Genomic DNA, 17,677 nt, shown 5'->3' on the forward strand with positions numbered 1-17,677 from the left:
GCTTGCGGGGCGCCCTACCCTACGTCGCCCAGACTGAAACCGAGTGCGAGCAGTTTTCTCACCGCCGCGCGCGCGCCTGCCGACTCGCTGCTCGCCAACGACGGATCGCGGACGAGCCAGTCGTCAGCCAACCTGCGCGCGCGTTCGATCGTGCGATGGTCGCGAATCAGATGCACGAACCTCAGCGGCAGCGCGCCGGTCTGGCGCGCACCGAGCAAATCGCCCGGGCCGCGCCGCCGCAAGTCGGCCTCCGCGACCGCAGCGCCCGTCGTGCATTCGCGCATGACCGCCAGGCGTTCCAGCGCCGTTTCATCCGCGTCGCCCGACGCGACGATGCAGCATCGCGAAGCCTTCTCGCCGCGCCCCACTCTGCCGCGAAGCTGATGCAATTGCGCCAGGCCGTAGCGCTCCGCCGTGACCACCACGATTATCGTCGCCTCGGGCACGTCGATTCCCACTTCCACCACCGTCGTGCAGACAAGGACATCGAGCGCACCGTCGCGAAATTCACGCATCACGCGATCCTTTTCCCCCGCACCCATCCTGCCGTGCATCGTGCCGATCCGCGCTTCGCGCAACGGGCCCTTCTTTAAGCGCGCGGCGGTGGCCGACACCGACTTGGCTTCGTCTTCGTCGCCCGCGATAAACGGCACGACATAGTACGCGCGCCCGCCGCCGTCGATTTCGGCGCGCAAACTCTCATGCACCCGCGCGATATCGTCCTCGGTGTGGATCTCAGTCGCGATCGGTGTGCGCCCGGCCGGCAGCTCGTCGAGAAAAGACACGTCGAGATTGGCGAACAGGCTCATCGCCAGGCTTCGCGGAATCGGCGTCGCCGTCATCATCAGCAGGTTCGCCTGGGGCCCGATTGCTTTCATCTTGGCGCGATCGAAGACACCGAAGCGATGCTGCTCGTCGATCACGCCGAGCGCGAGGTCGCGCATTCGCACGCGCTCCTGTATCAGCGCATGCGTTCCGAACACCGCGCCGATTTCGCCGCTAGCGAGCCCGCGCAAAATCTGATTGCGCGCCGCACCAGTCACGCTCCCGGTGAGCAGGGCATGCCTGATCCCCAGCCGCCCGCAGGCGCGCGCGAATCCCCGGTGGTGCTGCTCGGCGAGCAGTTCCGTGGGCGCCATCATGGCAGCCTGATGCCCACATTCGATTGCGCGAATCATCGCCCAGAACGCGACGATCGTCTTGCCGCTGCCGACGTCGCCCATCAGCATCCGGTTCATCTGGTTCGGGCGCGCAAGGTCGGCGCCGATTTCTTCGAGCGCGCGCGACTGTGAGCCGGTCAGCGCAAACGGCAACTCATCGATCAGCCTCGCGCTAAGGCTCTGTGAGCCCGCGAGCGCGATTCCCACTCGCCGCCCGCTGCGAAAGCGTTCAATCGAAAGCGCCAACTCGAAGGCAAACAGCTCATCGAATGCGAGAGCGAGGTGCCCGCGCGACCCCCCGTTCGCCAACGCCTCGAAGTTGGCATCAGGAGGCGGATCGTGAAGATAGTTAAGCGCGTCGCGAACCGTCGGCACTTCACCGCGCACTTCGTCGGGCAATGCTCCCCGAATCGAATCGCCCGCATCGCCAAGCACGCGCGCGACCAGGCCAGCGAACAGCCGCTGCCCGACAATCGAGGGCAGTCGATAGACCGGTCGAATCCCTTTGGGCTCACCGTCCGACAGCCGATGCAACTCAGGCTGCACGATCTCGATTCCACCGTCAGCTCCCGCCGCCACGCGCCCGCGCACCAAAACGCGCTCGCCGCCGGGAAGATATCCGCGCATGTACGCGGGCAGATTGAACCACACGACGCGAATCTGCCGCCCGCCAACGTTGAGCCATCCAGAGGCAAGCCGCCGCCAGCGCGACCCGCGCATAGGCCGCTCGGAAATCTTGCCGAGGTCGCCTTCGACGACAACGATATTATCGGCGCGAAGATCGTTCGCCGCCGAGCGCTCGCGCCAATCCTGGTAACGCACCGGCAGATGAACAATGAGATCGCCGGCAGAAATGAGCCCGCGCGCTTCCAGAGCCGCCGTGCGCTTGGGGCCAATCCCCGGCATCGCGGCAATCGGGCTGTCGAGCCGAAGAACCCCGCGCTCTGATCTTTGGGCGGTTACTTTACGCGAGAGGCTAGCTGAGGGTTCGGGGCCGATCACCGCCGCTATCCCCGATGATAATCCTGCAGCGCGCGCACCTCGAACTTTTCATGCTTCAACGCAAAAATCCCCTCGACTGCCGCCTTCGCACCCGCCATCGTCGTGAAATACGGTAGCCGCAATTCGAGCGCGGTGCGCCGAATCGAGAAGGAGTCTTTGGTGCCGCTCGCGTCGGGGGTGTTGACGACCATCGCGACTCGCCCATTATTCATCGCATCGACAATATGCGGGCTGCCTTGGAGCACCTTGTTGACGCCTTCGCACTTGAGCCCGAGATTTCGAATGTGACTCGCGGTGCCGCGCGTCGCGATCAGATCAAATCCCATCGCAACCAGCCCGCGCGCGATCGGCTCGAGGTATCGCTTGTCTTCGTCGCGCACGCTGATAAAGACGAGCCCCGCATTGGGCAGATTCGACGACGCCGCCAGCTCCGCCTTGGCAAACGCCATTGCGAACGTCGTGTCGATTCCCATCACCTCGCCGGTCGATTTCATCTCCGGGCCCAGGATCGTGTCGACGCCCGGGAATCGCCCGAACGGAAACACCGACTCCTTGACCGCGACGTAAGCCGGCACTCGTTCCGTCGCGAACCCGATCTCGCTGAGCTTCTTCCCCGCCATCACGAGCGCCGCGTACTTAGCCAAAGGCACGCCGATCGCCTTGCTGACGAACGGAATCGTGCGCGACGCCCGCGGATTCACTTCCAGGATATATACCTCGCCGCCGTAAATCGCGTACTGAATGTTAATCAGTCCGATCACGCCGAGTTCCCGCGCCAGCATTTTCGTCTGCCTGATCAGCTCTTGCTGTAGCGCGGCGCTAAGCGTGGTCGGTGGCAGCGCGCATGCGCTGTCCCCCGAATGGATTCCCGCGTGCTCGACGTGCTCCATTATTCCGCCGACCACGACAATCTCGCCGTCGGAAATCGCGTCCACATCGACTTCGATTGCGCCTTGCAGATAACGATCGATCAATAGCGGATGCCGCTCTGAGGCTTGCAGAGCGTGCGTCACGTATCGTCGCAGCTCTTCCTCGTTCGGGATCACTTCCATCGCGCGTCCGCCAAGCACGTACGACGGCCGGATCAGCACCGGGTACCCGACCTTCGACGCGCCTGCCACAGCATCGTCGAGGCCGCGCGCCAGCACTCCTTCCGGTTGCCTGAGTTTCAGCCGCGCGACCATCGCGTTGAACCGCTCTCGATCCTCCGCGCGGTCTATCGCATCTGGCGTCGTCCCGAGGATCGGTACCCCCGCCCGCGCCAGCGGCACCGCGAGCTTGAGCGGCGTCTGCCCTCCGAACTGCACGATCACGCCGACCGGACGCTCGCGCTCCGCAATCGCCATCACGTCCTCGAACGTCAGCGGCTCGAAGTACAATCGATCCGAAATATCGTAGTCGGTCGAGACCGTCTCCGGGTTGCAGTTGACCATGATCGTTTCGAAGCCGGTGTCCTTGAGCGCCATGCTCGCGTGCACGCAGCAGTAGTCCAATTCGATCCCCTGCCCTATCCGGTTCGGGCCGCCACCCAGGATGATCACTTTCTTGCGAGCGGTCGGCGGCGCTTCATCCTCGCCTTCGTAGGTCGAGTAGAGGTAGGGAGTGAACGCTTCGAATTCCGCCCCGCACGTATCCACCGATTTGAAAACCGGCATCACTCCGGCGTCGCGGCGCGCGGATGTCACCGCAGCTTCATCGAGCCCGCGCAGGTCCGCGATTCGCCGGTCGGAAAATCCCATCGGCTTGAACTCGCGGAAGTACGCCGCGCCGAGCGGCTCGCGCGCGACACGCTTTTCCTCCGCCACCAGATTCGCGACTGCGTCGATAAACCAGGGATCGATCTTACTGAGCTCGTAAGCTTCCGCGCGAGTGATGCCCAGCCGGAGCGCGTCCGCCAGATGGTACAGCCGATGGCTGCTCGGCATCGCGACCTGGGCCCGGATTTGCGCAATCGCGCGCGCGCTCGGCGGCTCTGAAAGCTCGCTCTCCAGCCCGTGCGATCCGATTTCGAGCGAGCGCAACGCCTTTTGCAGGGACTCCCTGAAGGTCCGCCCAATCGCCATCGCTTCGCCGACCGACTTCATCTGCGGGCCCAGCTCGTCGGCCGCGCCACGAAATTTCTCGAATGTGAAACGCGGAATCTTGGTCACCACGTAGTCAATCGTCGGCTCGAAGCACGACGGCGTCATGCGCGTGATGTCGTTGGGAATCTCGTCGAGCCGGTAGCCGACCGCCAGCCGCGCGGCGATCTTGGCGATTGGAAATCCGGTAGCCTTCGACGCCAGCGCCGAGCTGCGCGAGACGCGCGGGTTCATCTCAATGACGACCATCCGTCCGGTCGTAGGTTCGATCGCAAACTGGATGTTCGAGCCGCCGGTGTCGACGCCGATTTCGCGGATGATCCGAATCGCGGCGTCGCGCATGAGCTGGTATTCCTTGTCGGTCAGCGTCTGCGCGGGCGCCACCGTGATCGAGTCGCCCGTATGCACGCCCATCGGATCGAGGTTCTCAATCGAGCAGATGATCACGACGTTGTCGGCGGTGTCGCGCATCACCTCGAGCTCGAATTCCTTCCACCCTTCGACCGATTGCTCGACCAACACTTCGTGGCTCGGCGATTGTTCGAGTCCGTACGCCACCCTGGCGCGATAGTCGCCGAGTTCGCGCGCGATCGAACCGCCGGTGCCGCCGAGCGTCCGCGACGGCCGAATGATTACGGGCAGGCCCAGCTCCCCCAGTACTCGCTCGGCATCCGCCATCGACCGCGCTATCGCGGACCGCGGCACCTCGAGCCCGATTTTCAGCATCGCCTGTTTGAACAGGTCGCGATCCTCGGCCTTCTTGATCGCGTCGAGCTTCGCGCCGATCAGTTCGCACTTGAATCGATCGAGTACGCCCGCCTCGGCAAGCTCGAGCGCGAGGTTCAGCGCGGTCTGTCCGCCAACCGTCGGCAGGATGGCGTCGGGACGCTCGCGTTCGATGATCTTCGCGAGCACCGCGACCGTCATAGGCTCGATATAGGTGCGATCCGCCAGTTCCGGGTCGGTCATGATCGTGGCCGGATTCGAGTTGACGAGGATCAACCGCAGTCCTTCTTCGCGCAGCGCTTTGACCGCCTGCGTACCCGAGTAATCGAACTCGCACGCCTGTCCGATAACGATTGGCCCCGAGCCAATCAACAACACCGATTTCAGGTCTTTACGAAGCGGCAACTTGATGATCCCGATTTATGAAATTTGTGATTGCGCCGATGCCTCAGCCGCAATGATTCGCTCCAGCGCCTCTGCGCCGTAACGAGGGAACGTTTCAACGAGTTTCCGAAATCGCGCAAACAGGTAGCTCGAATCATGCGGCCCCGGCGACGCCTCGGGATGGTACTGCACGGAAAAAAACGGCACCCCGGTTCCTTGCAATCCTTCGACGGTGTTGTCGTTCAGGTTCAGATGCGAAAGTTTCGCGCGTCCTTTCAACGACTCGTCATTGACCGCGAAGCCATGGTTCTGCGAGGTGATCTCGACGCGCCGCGTCCGCAGATCCATCACGGGATGATTAGCGCCATGATGCCCGAAATCAAGCTTGTAGGTCTTGCCGCCCAGCGCCAGCCCCAGAAGCTGATGCCCCAAACAGATGCCGAACACCGGCTTCTTGCCCAAAACGCCCGCGATGGCTCTGTAAGCGTACGGCAGCGCCGCAGGATCGCCGGGCCCATTCGACAGGAAAACTCCATCGGGGTTGTGCGCGAGTATCTGTGCTGCGGTTGAAGCCGCCGGGATCACCTTGACGCGAAAGCCGGTCGCGACCAGCCGGCGGAGAATGTTCAGCTTGATTCCGTAGTCGAGCGCGACAATTGCCGGTGCGTCGCGCATCGCCTCATGACTCACGCGAACATGGCCACTGCCCAACTTCCAATCGCCGAAGTCCCAATCGTAAACCTCGGCGGACGTGACCCCCTTGACGAGATCGCGGCCAACTAATCCGGGCGACGCTTTGGCCTTGCGCACCAGCGAATCGGCGTCCAGATCGACGCTTGAAATCACGGCTTCCTGCGCGCCGCGCGTCCGCAGATGCCGCACCAGCGCGCGCGTGTCTATCCCTTCGATACCCACCACACCCGCATCTTCCAGGTATTTTCCAAGCGGCATCTCCGAGCGCCAGTTCGATGGCCGCTCCCAATATTCCTTGACGATGAAACCCTCGACGTACACACGCCGCGACTCCGCGTCCTCCGCGTTGATTCCGACGTTGCCGATTTCCGGATAGGTCATGCAGACCAGTTGGCCCTTGTACGACGGGTCCGTCAGCACTTCCTGATAGCCGGTCATCGCGGTGTTGAAGACCGCTTCGCCGACGGCCTCGCCGACCGCGCCGAACGCGCGTCCGCGGAAAATTCGCCCATCGGCCAGCGCCAGAATCGCTTCGCGCCCTTTGCTCATCGCTCCGCTACGCCTTCCTCCCGTCGTAAACGATTTCGCCCACAACAATAGTCAGGACCGCCCTGCCCTTCAGCCGCATCCCCGCGAACGGAGTGTTGCGGCTCTTTGACAGAAACTTTTCCGGCTCGACGGTCCATTCGAGATTCGGATCGATCACCGTGATGTCCGCAATGGCACCCTCCGCAAGCGTCCCGGCCTCCAACCGCAACAACGCGGCCGGATTCAGCGACATCATCTCAACCAATCGCGCAGGCTGGATCAACGCTCGATACACCAGCTGAAGCGCCAGCCCTAGCGATGTCTCGAGGCCGACGACTCCGTTCGCCGCATGAGCGAATTCCTCCGCGCTCTCATGATCAAGCTGCGGCACTGGATGTCCCGGACCGAAATAGGCGCCGAGCCGCGGCATCCTCTTGGAAGCGGGATCATGCGGCGCGTGGTCTGACGCAATCATGTCGATAATGCCGTCGCGAATCGCAGCATGCAGGTCTTCGACGTCGCCGTGACTTCGCAGCGGAGGATTCATCTTCGCATTCGTTCCCCAGATCATCGCCGCACTTTCGTCCAAAGTGAAATGATGGGGAGTAACTTCGCAAGTGACGTGCGCGCCATGCCGCCGCGCAGCGCGGATGAGCTCGAGCGACTCGGCCGTGGACACGTGGGCGACATGAACGGCAGCACCTGAGCCGATCGCCAGCGCGAGATCGCGCCGCACGCGTTGCGATTCCGCCGAATCAGTGTAGCCGCTGACGCCCAGTTGCTTCGACACCGCGCCGGCATTTACTGCTCCGTTGCATGACAGCGCGCGATCTTCTTCATGCAGCGAAACCGCGTATCCCAGCCGCTTCGTTTCATCCAACGCACGCGACAGGACCATCGCATCGTCGATCGGAATCCCGTCGTCGGAAAACAGTCGCGCACCCGCTTCAAGCATCGCGGCGAAATCCACCGGCTCGACACCGCGAAGTCCTTGCGTGACCGCGGAGACCGGCACCAGCCGCGCCGAGTGGGCCTCGCGGGCGCGATCGAGCATGTAGCGCGTCGTCGCCGGATTGTCGTTGACGGGCGACGTGTTCGCCATTGCCGCGACGGTCGTGAAGCCGCCTGCCGCGGCGGCGCGCAGGCCCGTCGGGATCGTTTCCTTTTCGGGGAAGCCGGGGTCGCGCAAATGTACGTGCGGATCGATCAGGCCGGGCACGATCCAGTATCCGCTCAGGTCGATTACAGTTACCTCGGGCAAATTCATCAGAACCCCGGCCCGTTCGACCGCAGCGATCTCGCCATCGCGCACTAGGACGTCATACTGCCCGTCGATTGCGTTCGCGGGATCGATCACGCGTCCTCCTTTCAGCAGGATTAAGTTCAATGCGCCGCCTCGGGTTCTTTCAGCGGTTCGACGATTGAGTAGATCGTTACGTGGTCGCGCAGTTTGGCTTTCGGATCGCTACCCGCCGCCCCGAGGCGCACCTGCACGCGCTCTGTGCGGGAGGTCGGAATGTTTTTGCCGACATAGTTTGGCCGAATCGGGACGGCGCGGTGCCCGCGATCGATCAACACCGCAAGTTTGACCGCTGCCGGACGCCCGCGCTGCCAGATCGTCGCCATCGCGCGCTGCGCGGTCCAGCCACTGTTAATCACGTCGTCAACGAGGATTATGGTGCGGTCTTCGACGTTGAAATTCTCGGCCCCGTCGATCGGATGCAACGCGTCATCCGGTTTGTACACATCGAGCGCCGCGCACGGCGGCAGGACTTTGGTCTTCGATCCGATCAGGTCGCGCAGCCTAAGCGCGAGCATCGCGCCGCGACTGACGACGCCTACGATCGACACTCCCGGCATGTCGTGGATGTCGGCGATAACCTGGTCGGCGAGCGATTCGATCGCGCGAACGACTTCCTCTTCGTTCATGATTTCGCGCTGAGGGCCACGCTTGTAAGGTTCGTAGCCGCCTTCCTCGGCCTGCTTCACGCTGTCGAATACGGCCAGCGAGCCTTCTTCAATCCATTGGCGGACATAGCCTTGCAGGTTTTCGTCGAAGCGATAGTAGCGATGCGAGCGGGCGTGGCCGACGTATTCAATCTTCAGTTCTCGTTCGCAGTAGTCGCACTTCAGCGCGAGCACGGTGGTATCCGCGCTGCGCCCCAGCGTGAAGCGCGGAGCAAGATAGGCGCCCTCGAATCGCGTGATGCAATTCAAATTGGCGCATCGCGGCGGAGGTTCCGCTTTGAAGCGAATCGGTTCGGCCACTGGCCGCGGACCGGCAGATGCGGCGTCGGCTTTTTCCATCAGCCACGCTATCAGCGCCATGCGCACGGGGACGCCGGCGGCGGCCTGCTCGAAGTAGACGGCGCGCGGATCGGTGTCGAGCTCGTACGCGAGCTCGCTGGTGCGCGGCAGCGGATGCATCACGACGGCTTCATGCGTGCGGCTCGTGCGAAGCGCGCGCGCGTCGAAGCGGACGTAGTCGGCACTGCCGGCTTCCTTCCCCGACATGCGCTCCTTCTGCAGGCGCGTGACGTAGAACGCGTCGAGGGCGGCCGGCGGCGCGCTCGCAGGAATTTTTCGTAGGGCGTCGTTGCCAGTGAAGAGCGCCATCTGATGCGGCGCGCTGGGGGTCAGATATAAAGCGTCGAGCCCGCCCGCCAACGACTTCAGTTCATCCATCGTGACAGTCGAGAAGCTGTAGTTGCGCTCGGCGGCGAGCCGCTCGAGAACGTAATCGGGAACGTCCATCCCTCCGGTGGGGACGGCAACGATATTCGCACCGAAACGCGCGAGCGCGTAGATAAGCGAGTGAACCGTGCGGCCAAATTTCAAGTCGCCGCACAGCGCGACGGTGAGTCCCTTCAGATGGCCCTTCTTTTTGCGGAGGATGTAGAGATCGCACAGCGTCTGCGTGGGATGCTCGCGGCTGCCGTCACCCGCATTGAGCACGGGGCACGGCGCGTATTCGGCGGCAACGCGCGCGGCACCGTCATGAGGATGGCGCAGCACGATCATGTCTGCATAGCCCGCGACGACGCGCACGGTGTCGGCGAGGCTCTCGCCCTTGGCGGCGGAGCTCGCCTGCATGTCGGCCGAGCTGATTACAGCGCCGCCGAGGCGATGCATCGAAGACTCGAAGCTGAGGCGCGTGCGCGTCGAAGGTTCGTAAAACAGCGTGGCCATGATGAGGCCGGCGGCGGTCGTGATCTGTTCGCCGCGTTCGAGCTGGGAGGCAAATCCGTCGGCGAGTGCAAACACGCGTTCGATGTCCGAGGTCTCGAGGTCCTCGATCGAAACGACGTCAAATTTTGCCAGGCGTGACACTTTAGCGTTCGTCGCGCATCGAGCGCGCGCGTTCGACCTCATTTTCCGTTTGTGTTTCCAATCACGACCGCGTCCGCGCCGTCGATTTCCGTGAGCCGCACGTAAACGCGCTGGCCGCGCGGGGCCTGGATGTTCTTGCCGACGTAGTCGGCGCGAATCGGCAGCTCGCGCTCTCCGCGATCGACCAAAACCGCGAGCTGAACCGATTCGGCGCGGCCCAAGTCGGAGATCGCGTCGAGCGCGGCGCGCACGGTTCGCCCGGTGTAGAGCACGTCGTCGACGAGAACGACGCGCTTGGCGTCGAGCGAGAACGGAATATCACGGCCGATCAGCCGCGGGTCGCCGGGCAGGCCCTTGCCGTCGTCACGATAGGACGAGATGTCCAGCGTGCCGACGGGGACCTCGCGCTTGCCGTTGGCGCGCAATTCGCGCGCGATGCGCTCGGCGAGGGTAGCGCCGCGGCGAACGATTCCGACGAGCACGACGTTGTCGAGGCCGCCGTTACGCTCCGCTATTTCCATCGCGATCCGCTTGACGGAACGCCCGACCTGGGCGGCGTCGAGAGCGACGTTGGTTGCGCCGCTCATCGCGAGGCCCAAAAAAAATCCCGGCTGCGAAAACAGCCGGGTCCGGAAACATACACTTTCATTGTCTTTCCTTTTCGCTATCTCAGTAGCGGATTAAAGGCTGACTAGAATTTACGATCACAAAGGATTTGCGTCAACCCCGCGCGCGAGAGCGAGACGCTACTGCGAGTTCTCGAAGGCCTCTTCCATAGCGGCGGCTTCAAGCGAGAGGCCGCGCGTTTCGGGGAGCAGGAGCGCGACGATGATCGCGTTGGGGATCGCGAGCAGGCTCAGGTATCCGACTACGATCGACAGACCGCCAAGGCGTGCGGCGAAAACCGCGATCAGCGTCTGAGCGGAGACCGCGGCGGCCGCGCCGACCAGCGAGAACCAGCCCATCATCGCGCCCCGGATCGCGGTCGGAAAAAGTTCGGTCGCCAGCGAATTGCCGCCCACCTGCCCCGCGCTCAGGCCGGCGGTGAAACAGCAATAGGTAACCTCGATCCATAGCCAGCGAAGACCCAAGTGCGCCGGAGGACCCCAATAGAAGGCGAGCGCGCCGAGACCGGTCAACAGGCCCGCAACGAAGATCGTCGGGATGCGGCCGTAACGCTCGCAGCCTCGCGCGCCGAGCGGAAATCCGAGCATTCCGACGCCGCCTCCGACCAGCATCAAGCCGCTGGCGGCGCGCGGCGCCAAGCCCACGACCGAGACCAGGTGAAAGTACGCCCAACTGCTGGCCGCGACCGCCGCAATGGTGCCCAGCAACGAGCAGATCAGTATCGTGATCGCGCGGCGTCGATAGAGCGGTCCGAACGCGTCGTAGAAGCTGCTGGCCGAAGTTGTGCCGCTCTCGGCGGCGTGTTGCCAGCGGCCACTCTCCGGGATGACTTTGGCGGCCCTCCTCAACCCTGCGACTCCCATCACCGAGGCCAGCACCAGCATCCATCGCCACGAGTAACGACTCGCCACCATCGGCATCATGATCAGGCACAGCCCGCCACCGAGACCCATCCCCAGCCCGCCCCAGCTTTGCCCCCGCGCACGCTCCTCTATCGGGAGTTCCTCGGCCAGGATCACGACACCGCTGGCGACCGTCGCGCCGATGAAGGCGTAGAGCGCGATCTCGCACAGCACGAACGCCGCGATGTTGGTCGAAAACGCGGCGGCGAGCGCGCTAACGGCAGTGCCGGCCATGCACACCAGCAGCATCCGGCGGCGTCCCAGCCGATCGATCATCCGCGAGAGTCCCAGCGCGCCGAGGGCCGAGAGCGAAATCCACGCAAACAGTCCCGCGATTCCCGGCTCGCCAAGGTGAAAGCTCTTCGCGATCCAGGGTGCGCCGATGCCGTTGATCGACATCGTGAAGCCGTTGAAGGCGAGCACGCGCGCGATTGAACGGACCAGCGGGCGACTGTTCGGCGCGGCCTCCTGCTCACCAGGCCCGCGCGAAGCTCCATCGACGTTGGCGGTCGAACGCGAGTCAGGCCGGGCAATTGCAGTCACGCGAGCTCTTCGCGCGCAGGCGACGCGTCCGGTCGCACGCGTTCCACGTTAATCAACATAGTCCTCCGCTCAGAACTCCCTCGAAATTGACACCGCCTCCGGTGATACACCACCTGCGACGTGTTACCGGAGTGACACCATTCAGCTAATTTTGACTTCGCACACCGCAATATGGTGCGCGTCCACTAGAGGGTGACGCGAATTAGGCGCCGCGCTTGCGTTCGAGCTTGCGCAGGCGTTGATCCTGGTCTCGGGTTTGAACCGTAATCCGATCGTCGAAGCGGTCGAACTTGCGGGCGAGGTTGGCGAGCGATTTGCTGGTTTGCTTGAGTTCGGTGGCGATTTTCTTTGCGGCCATCTCGGTTGCCGCTGCGATTTCGCGCTTGAGAATCTTCGTTGTCTCGCTGCCTGAAGCCACGGCCTGGTCGCCGGTCGATGACACCGCGCGCGCGGCTTCTTCGCGGATCTCAACGGCGCGCGCGGCAAATTCGCCCCGGAGTCCTCTCTCGGCCGCGACCAGCTCGTCGCGGAACTCGATGCGCGCTTTGCCGAGCGCCTCGCCCAGCCGGATCATCTCGGCGCCGAGATCGTCGCGCGCGGCGACGATGTTTCGTCGATTCTCCGCAATCTGCTCCGACAGGAACCGAATTTGGCCGCCGACTTCCGCGAACTGCCCGAAGATCTCGTCGCGCAGCGTGTCGAGGCGACCGCCGAAACCCGACACCGCCTCGACCACAAGGTCGAAGCGCGCCCCGAGCTCTTCGAGGATCGCGCCAATCCGGTTCACCGCTTCGTCCGCCACCTGATGCTCCTCTTCAAACTAGTGCACGAGCATGCCGATGCGATCCCATCTGATGTACTCGAACCACAACAGCAGGTCGCTGAGTGTCGAGGCGCCGTCGGCTTTCTCCTCATTCCAGGGCAAATAAATGATCGTGGCGCGTCCTTCAACATCGTTCACATCGACAAAGCCCCAGAAACGGCTGTCGTAACTGCGATCGCGATTGTCGCCCATCATGAACAGCTTGCCGGACGGCACGGTCACGGGGCCGAAGTTGTCGCGCGGCGAGATGGGAGAGCGATCGTTGTCGGCGACCTCGCGATGCGCATGCGGGTCGTCCATCGCCGAACCGTTGAGCCATACGACACCGTTCTTCACCGCGACAGTATCTCCGGCGACGCCGACCACGCGCTTGATGAAGTCCTTGGTGCGGTCGGGTGGAAAGACGAACACGACGACGTCGCCGCGCTGGACCGGCTCGAGATGAAAAACATACTGGCCGAGCGGGAGGCCTGGAATCTCGAGGCCGAAAATCGAGTCGGGCATCCGCAGCCCGAAAATAATCTTGTTGACGAGGATGTGGTCGCCGATGAGCAGCGTCGGTTCCATCGAGCCCGACGGAATTTTGTAAGCCTGAACGAAGAAGGTGCGGATGAAAATCGCGAGCACGAGCGCGATGAACATCGCCTCGCCATACTCGCGCGCGACGGACTTCTGCGCGGGCGCGCGATCGGCCTCGCGGGCGTTGAGCGGCTGTACTTTGGAAATGTTGCGCGCTGGTTCGGCCACGACTGCCCTACTCCCCGACCTTGAGCAGGGCCAGAAAAGCCTCCTGCGGAATCTCGACCCGCCCGACCTGTTTCATCCGCTTCTTGCCTTCCTTTTGCTTCTCGAGCAGCTTGCGTTTCCGCGTGATATCGCCGCCGTAACACTTGGCGGTGACGTTCTTGCGCAGCGCCTTAACGGATTCGCGCGCGATAATCTTGGCGCCGATCGCGGCTTGAATCGCGACTTCGAACATCTGGCGTGGAATCAGCTCGCGCATTTTCTCGCACAACGCCCGGCCCCGTTCGTAAGCCTTGTCGCGATGCACGATTATCGAAAGCGCGTCCACCACCTCGCCGTTAATTCGAATGTCCAATTTAACCAGAGGCCCGGCACGAAAGTCCAGAAACTCGTAGTCCAGCGACGCGTAACCGCGGCTCACCGATTTCAGCCGATCGTAAAAGTCGAAGACGATTTCAGCCAACGGCAGCTCGTAGTGCAGGATGACGCGCTTCTCGCCGAGGAAGCGCAAATCGCGCTGAATGCCGCGGCGGTCCTCGCACAGTTTCATCACGGCGCCCAGGTACTCTTCGGGCATGTGGATAGACGTGAGGATGAACGGCTCCTCGATCGCCTCGATGGTGTTCTCGTCGGGCAGATGCGCGGGATTGTCCACCGTCATCAGCTCGCCGGAAACGGTGCGCACCTGGTAGGCGACCGTCGGCGCGGTGACGATTAGGCTGATGCCGAATTCGCGCTCGAGACGCTCCTGCGCGATCTCCATGTGCAACAGGCCGAGGAAGCCGGCGCGAAAGCCGAAGCCGAGCGCCTGCGAAGTCTCGGGCTCGCAGATGAGGCTCGCGTCGTTGAGGCGCAGCTTTTCGATCGCGTCGCGCAGCGCACCGTACTGATTCGCCTCGGTCGGATACAGCCCCGCGAACACCATCGGCTTCAATTCTTTGAAGCCCGGCAGCGGCGCGAACGCGGGATTGTCCGCGTCGGTAATCGTGTCGCCCACGCGCATGTCCGCGACGGTTTTGATATTCGCCACGACGAAGCCGACCTCGCCCGGGCCGAGCGCGTTCGTGGCGCGCTCGTGCGGCGTGAAATGCCCCAGGCGCATCACCTCGCCCAGCTTATCGGTGCCCATCAGGCGAACTTTCATGCCGACGCGGAGCTCGCCGCCAAAGACGCGGACCAGGCCGATCACGCCCTCGTACACGTCGTACCAACTGTCGAAGATGAGCGCGCGAACAGCACTCTCGTCGGTCGGCTTGGGCGCGGGGATTCGCGCGACGATCGCTTCGAGCACGTCGTCGATGCCGATGCCCTCCTTGGCGCTGGTGAGAATCGCTTCGGAGGCGTCGAGCCCGATGATTTCCTCGATTTGCTGTTTGGTGCGTTCGATGTCCGCACCAGGCAGATCGATTTTGTTGATTACCGGAATAATTTCGAGCCCGTGATCGAGCGCGAGATAGACGTTGGCGAGCGTCTGCGCCTCGACGCCCTGGCTCGCGTCGACCACCAGCAGCGCGCCCTCGCACGCGGCCAGGCTGCGGGAAACTTCGTAGGCGAAATCGACGTGGCCGGGAGTGTCGATCAAGTTGAGGACGTAGCCCTTGCCATCTTTGGCCGTGTAGTTGAGGCGCACCGAGCGCGCCTTGATCGTGATGCCGCGCTCGCGCTCGAGGTCCATCGAGTCGAGGAACTGGTCCTTCGACTCGCGCATCGTGAGCGCACCGGTGCGCTCGAGGATCCGATCGGCGAGCGTAGACTTACCGTGATCGATATGCGCGATAATCGAAAAATTACGAATCGAGGCGGCTTCGGTCATTTCAACTCGAACGGGCGCGTTGCTGCTTGAAATATTTGAACGTCTCTTCGAGCCCGTCGGCGAGCTTTTTTTCCGGACGCCATCCAAGTTCCTTTTCCGCGCGCGCCGGCGAGATGACCGAGCGCTTCTGCTCGCCGGGACGGGCCGCGGCATGCTCGGCCTTGGTCGGGAAATCGGCGATGCTCGCGAGGGTGGAATAGAGATCGTTCACGTTAGTCTCGAGGCCGGTGCCGATGTTGAGCGCGAGTCCCGACGCGCTCGATTTTCCCGACGCGATCACGGCCCGCACCACGTCGCCGACGTAAACGTAGTCGCGCGTCTGCGTGCCATCGCCGTAGATCGTCACGGGCTGGCCCTCGAGGATTTTGCCGCAGAAGATCGCGACCACGCCCGCTTCGCCGTGCGGGTCCTGGCGCGGGCCGTAAACGTTGCCGAACCGCAGCGCCAGGTAGTCGATTCCGTATTCGACCTTGTAAAAGAACAAATATGCTTCGGTCGCAAGCTTGGCGACGCCGTACGGACTCACCGGGCGTGTCGGATGATCTTCCGTGCACGGGAACTCGTCCTGCTCGCCGTAAATCGCGCCGCCGGTCGACGAAAAGACCACGCGCTTTAGGCCGTGTTTGCGCGCCGACTCGATCAGGTTGAGAAAGCCGACCACGTTCACTTGCGCGTCGAACGCGGGATCCGCCACCGAGCGCCGCACATCCATCTGCGCCGCGAGATGGAAAATGATTTCGGGCCGCGCCTTCTCGAGGACCGACGCAACCGCGGCGGCGTCGCGCAGATCGGTCTGATAGAGCGTGGCTTTCGCATTCACCTGATGGCGCTTGCCGGTGGAAAAATCGTCGAGCACCGAGACCTCGCCCGCGCCGGACCCGACCAGCGCGTCCACCGTGTGCGAGCCGATAAAGCCGGCACCGCCGGTCACCATGATTCTCATCGAAGTGTCCTTGTCCTAAACCGGGTGGCGCCCGACTGAGTAATACCGCAGCTCGAGCGCCTTCATCAGATCTGGATCATACAGGTTCCGGCCATCGAATATCACCGGCTCTTTCAGCTCGGCCTTGATGCGCTGGAAGTTGGGATGCCGGAACTCGTTCCACTCGGTCAGAATCAGCAGCGCGTCGGCGTCCTTGAGCGCCTCGTAGTTGGTCTTGTGGTAGGTGACGCGATCGCAAAAAATCTTGCGCGCATTTTCCAACGCTTCGGGATCGTGCAAGCGGCACTTCGCACCCGCCTGCAGGAGTTCTTCGATCACGACCAGCGACGGCGCTTCACGCATGTCGTCCGTGCGCGGCTTGAAGGCAAGCCCCCAGATCGCGAAGGTTCGGCCGCTGAGATTCTCTCCGAAATGCTGCTTCACGCGCGCTGGAATCAGCCGCTTCTGCCGGGCATTCACCGCTTCCGCCGCACGCAAAAGCGCAAAATCCAGGTTGTGCTCGCCCGCGGTATGGATCACCGCCTGCACGTCCTTGGGAAAGCATGAACCGCCGTAACCGATGCCCGGAAACAGAAACGACGAGCCGATGCGCTTGTCCGTTCCGAGTCCGCGGCGAACGGCGTTGATGTCGGCGCCGACCGCGTCGCACAGATTCGCCATCTCGTTGATGAACGAGATGCGCATCGCGAGCATCGCGTTGGACGCGTACTTGGTCAGTTCCGCCGAGCGTGGATCCATCACCAGAATCGGATTGTCGGTGCGCACGAAGGGATTGTGAATTTCTCTCAGGACCGCGGTCGCCTGCTCGCTAAGGCTGCCAATGACGACGCGGTCCGGCCGCATGAAGTCTTCTATCGCGGAACCTTCCTTGAGAAACTCCGGAACCGAGCATACATCGGCGCGATGCTTGGCGAATTTCCCAACAATTTCCCGCACCCGATCGTTGGTGCCGACCGGGACCGTGCTCTTAACAACCACGATGTGATAGCCGGTGATCGCTTTGGCGATGTCCTCAGCCGCCTTGAAGATCGCGGTCAAGTCCGCCGCACCCGACGCGCTCATCGGAGTCCCGACGGCGATGTACGAGACCATCGACTGCTTGATCGCGTCGCCGATATCGGTGGTGAAGTGAAGCCGGCCTTCCTTTACGTTGCGGCGCACCAGTTCTTCGAGTCCCGGCTCATAGATGGGGATCTTGCCCTCGCAAAGCTGCGCGATTCGATTCTTATCGATGTCAACGCAGAATACTTCGTTGCCGCTTTCGGCATAGCAGGTGCCGCTCACCAGTCCGACGTATCCGCTCCCCACGACTGCGATGTTCATCGATAGCCCCTGGCAGGATGTTGAAAAATTCGGTCAATTGTCGTCTTCGACTTCA

12 protein-coding genes are annotated in these 17,677 nt (G+C 62.9%); all 12 read right to left on the minus strand.

The window, feature by feature from the left end; all coding sequences use genetic code 11:
* Positions 1–14 precede the first annotated feature (14 nt).
* Positions 15–2,066 carry an ATP-dependent DNA helicase RecG gene (locus VJX68_RS06835; protein ID WP_324094922.1) on the minus strand — a complete coding sequence of 684 codons (2,052 nt, stop codon included), beginning with the start codon at positions 2,064–2,066 and terminating at the stop codon, positions 15–17.
* A 101-nt stretch (positions 2,067–2,167) separates the two neighbouring features.
* Positions 2,168–5,374: a carbamoyl-phosphate synthase large subunit gene (carB, locus tag VJX68_RS06840; RefSeq protein ID WP_324094923.1), complete on the minus strand. Its 3,207-nt coding sequence runs from the start codon at positions 5,372–5,374 to the stop codon at positions 2,168–2,170.
* 15 nt (positions 5,375–5,389) lie between these two features.
* Positions 5,390–6,595 carry a glutamine-hydrolyzing carbamoyl-phosphate synthase small subunit gene (gene carA / locus VJX68_RS06845; RefSeq protein WP_324094924.1) on the minus strand — a complete coding sequence of 402 codons (1,206 nt, stop codon included), beginning with the start codon at positions 6,593–6,595 and terminating at the stop codon, positions 5,390–5,392.
* A 7-nt stretch (positions 6,596–6,602) separates the two neighbouring features.
* Positions 6,603–7,961: a dihydroorotase gene (locus VJX68_RS06850; RefSeq protein ID WP_324094925.1), complete on the minus strand. Its 1,359-nt coding sequence runs from the start codon at positions 7,959–7,961 to the stop codon at positions 6,603–6,605.
* Complete coding sequence (locus tag VJX68_RS06855; RefSeq protein ID WP_324094926.1) at positions 7,958–9,904, minus strand: aspartate carbamoyltransferase catalytic subunit; 1,947 nt, start codon at positions 9,902–9,904, stop codon at positions 7,958–7,960. Before VJX68_RS06855 ends, VJX68_RS06850 begins: the two co-directional genes overlap by 4 nt.
* A 38-nt stretch (positions 9,905–9,942) precedes the next feature.
* Positions 9,943–10,491, minus strand: coding sequence for a bifunctional pyr operon transcriptional regulator/uracil phosphoribosyltransferase PyrR (gene pyrR / locus VJX68_RS06860; protein WP_324094927.1), 549 nt, complete (start codon positions 10,489–10,491; stop codon positions 9,943–9,945).
* Positions 10,492–10,650: 159 nt separating this feature from the next.
* Positions 10,651–11,976: an MFS transporter gene (locus VJX68_RS06865; protein WP_324094928.1), complete on the minus strand. Its 1,326-nt coding sequence runs from the start codon at positions 11,974–11,976 to the stop codon at positions 10,651–10,653.
* A 202-nt stretch (positions 11,977–12,178) separates the two neighbouring features.
* Positions 12,179–12,778, minus strand: coding sequence for a flavin monoamine oxidase family protein (locus tag VJX68_RS06870; RefSeq protein WP_324094929.1), 600 nt, complete (start codon positions 12,776–12,778; stop codon positions 12,179–12,181).
* An 18-nt stretch (positions 12,779–12,796) separates the two neighbouring features.
* Positions 12,797–13,441 carry a signal peptidase I gene (gene lepB, locus VJX68_RS06875; RefSeq protein ID WP_414643461.1) on the minus strand — a complete coding sequence of 215 codons (645 nt, stop codon included), beginning with the start codon at positions 13,439–13,441 and terminating at the stop codon, positions 12,797–12,799.
* Positions 13,442–13,553: 112 nt separating this feature from the next.
* The gene (lepA, locus tag VJX68_RS06880) at positions 13,554–15,356 is read right to left on the minus strand and encodes a translation elongation factor 4 (RefSeq protein WP_324094931.1); all 1,803 of its coding nucleotides are present in this window, start codon (positions 15,354–15,356) and stop codon (positions 13,554–13,556) included.
* Position 15,357: 1 nt separating this feature from the next.
* Positions 15,358–16,299, minus strand: coding sequence for an NAD-dependent epimerase/dehydratase family protein (locus VJX68_RS06885; RefSeq protein ID WP_324094932.1), 942 nt, complete (start codon positions 16,297–16,299; stop codon positions 15,358–15,360).
* Between the two features lie 15 nt (positions 16,300–16,314).
* On the minus strand, positions 16,315–17,622 hold the full coding sequence (locus VJX68_RS06890) for a UDP-glucose dehydrogenase family protein (RefSeq protein ID WP_324094933.1): 1,308 nt from the start codon (positions 17,620–17,622) through the stop codon (positions 16,315–16,317).
* Positions 17,623–17,677 lie beyond the last annotated feature (55 nt).

The sequence above is a fragment of the Binatus sp. (SeqCode) genome, assembly GCF_035272065.1.
Lineage (GTDB): Bacteria > Desulfobacterota > Binatia > Binatales > Binataceae > Binatus.

Bases quoted from the DNA above. Each gene is read 5' to 3' on its own strand.
- VJX68_RS06835 (WP_324094922.1), bottom strand. From the start codon at position 2,066: ATGCCGGGGATTGGCCCCAAGCGCACGGCGGCTCTGGAAGCGCGCGGG.
- carA (WP_324094924.1), bottom strand. From the start codon at position 6,595: ATGAGCAAAGGGCGCGAAGCGATTCTGGCGCTGGCCGATGGGCGAATT.
- pyrR (WP_324094927.1), bottom strand. From the start codon at position 10,491: ATGAGCGGCGCAACCAACGTCGCTCTCGACGCCGCCCAGGTCGGGCGT.
- lepB (WP_414643461.1), bottom strand. From the start codon at position 13,441: ATGTTCATCGCGCTCGTGCTCGCGATTTTCATCCGCACCTTCTTCGTT.
- lepA (WP_324094931.1), bottom strand. From the start codon at position 15,356: ATGACCGAAGCCGCCTCGATTCGTAATTTTTCGATTATCGCGCATATC.
- VJX68_RS06885 (WP_324094932.1), bottom strand. From the start codon at position 16,299: ATGAGAATCATGGTGACCGGCGGTGCCGGCTTTATCGGCTCGCACACG.
- VJX68_RS06890 (WP_324094933.1), bottom strand. From the start codon at position 17,622: ATGAACATCGCAGTCGTGGGGAGCGGATACGTCGGACTGGTGAGCGGC.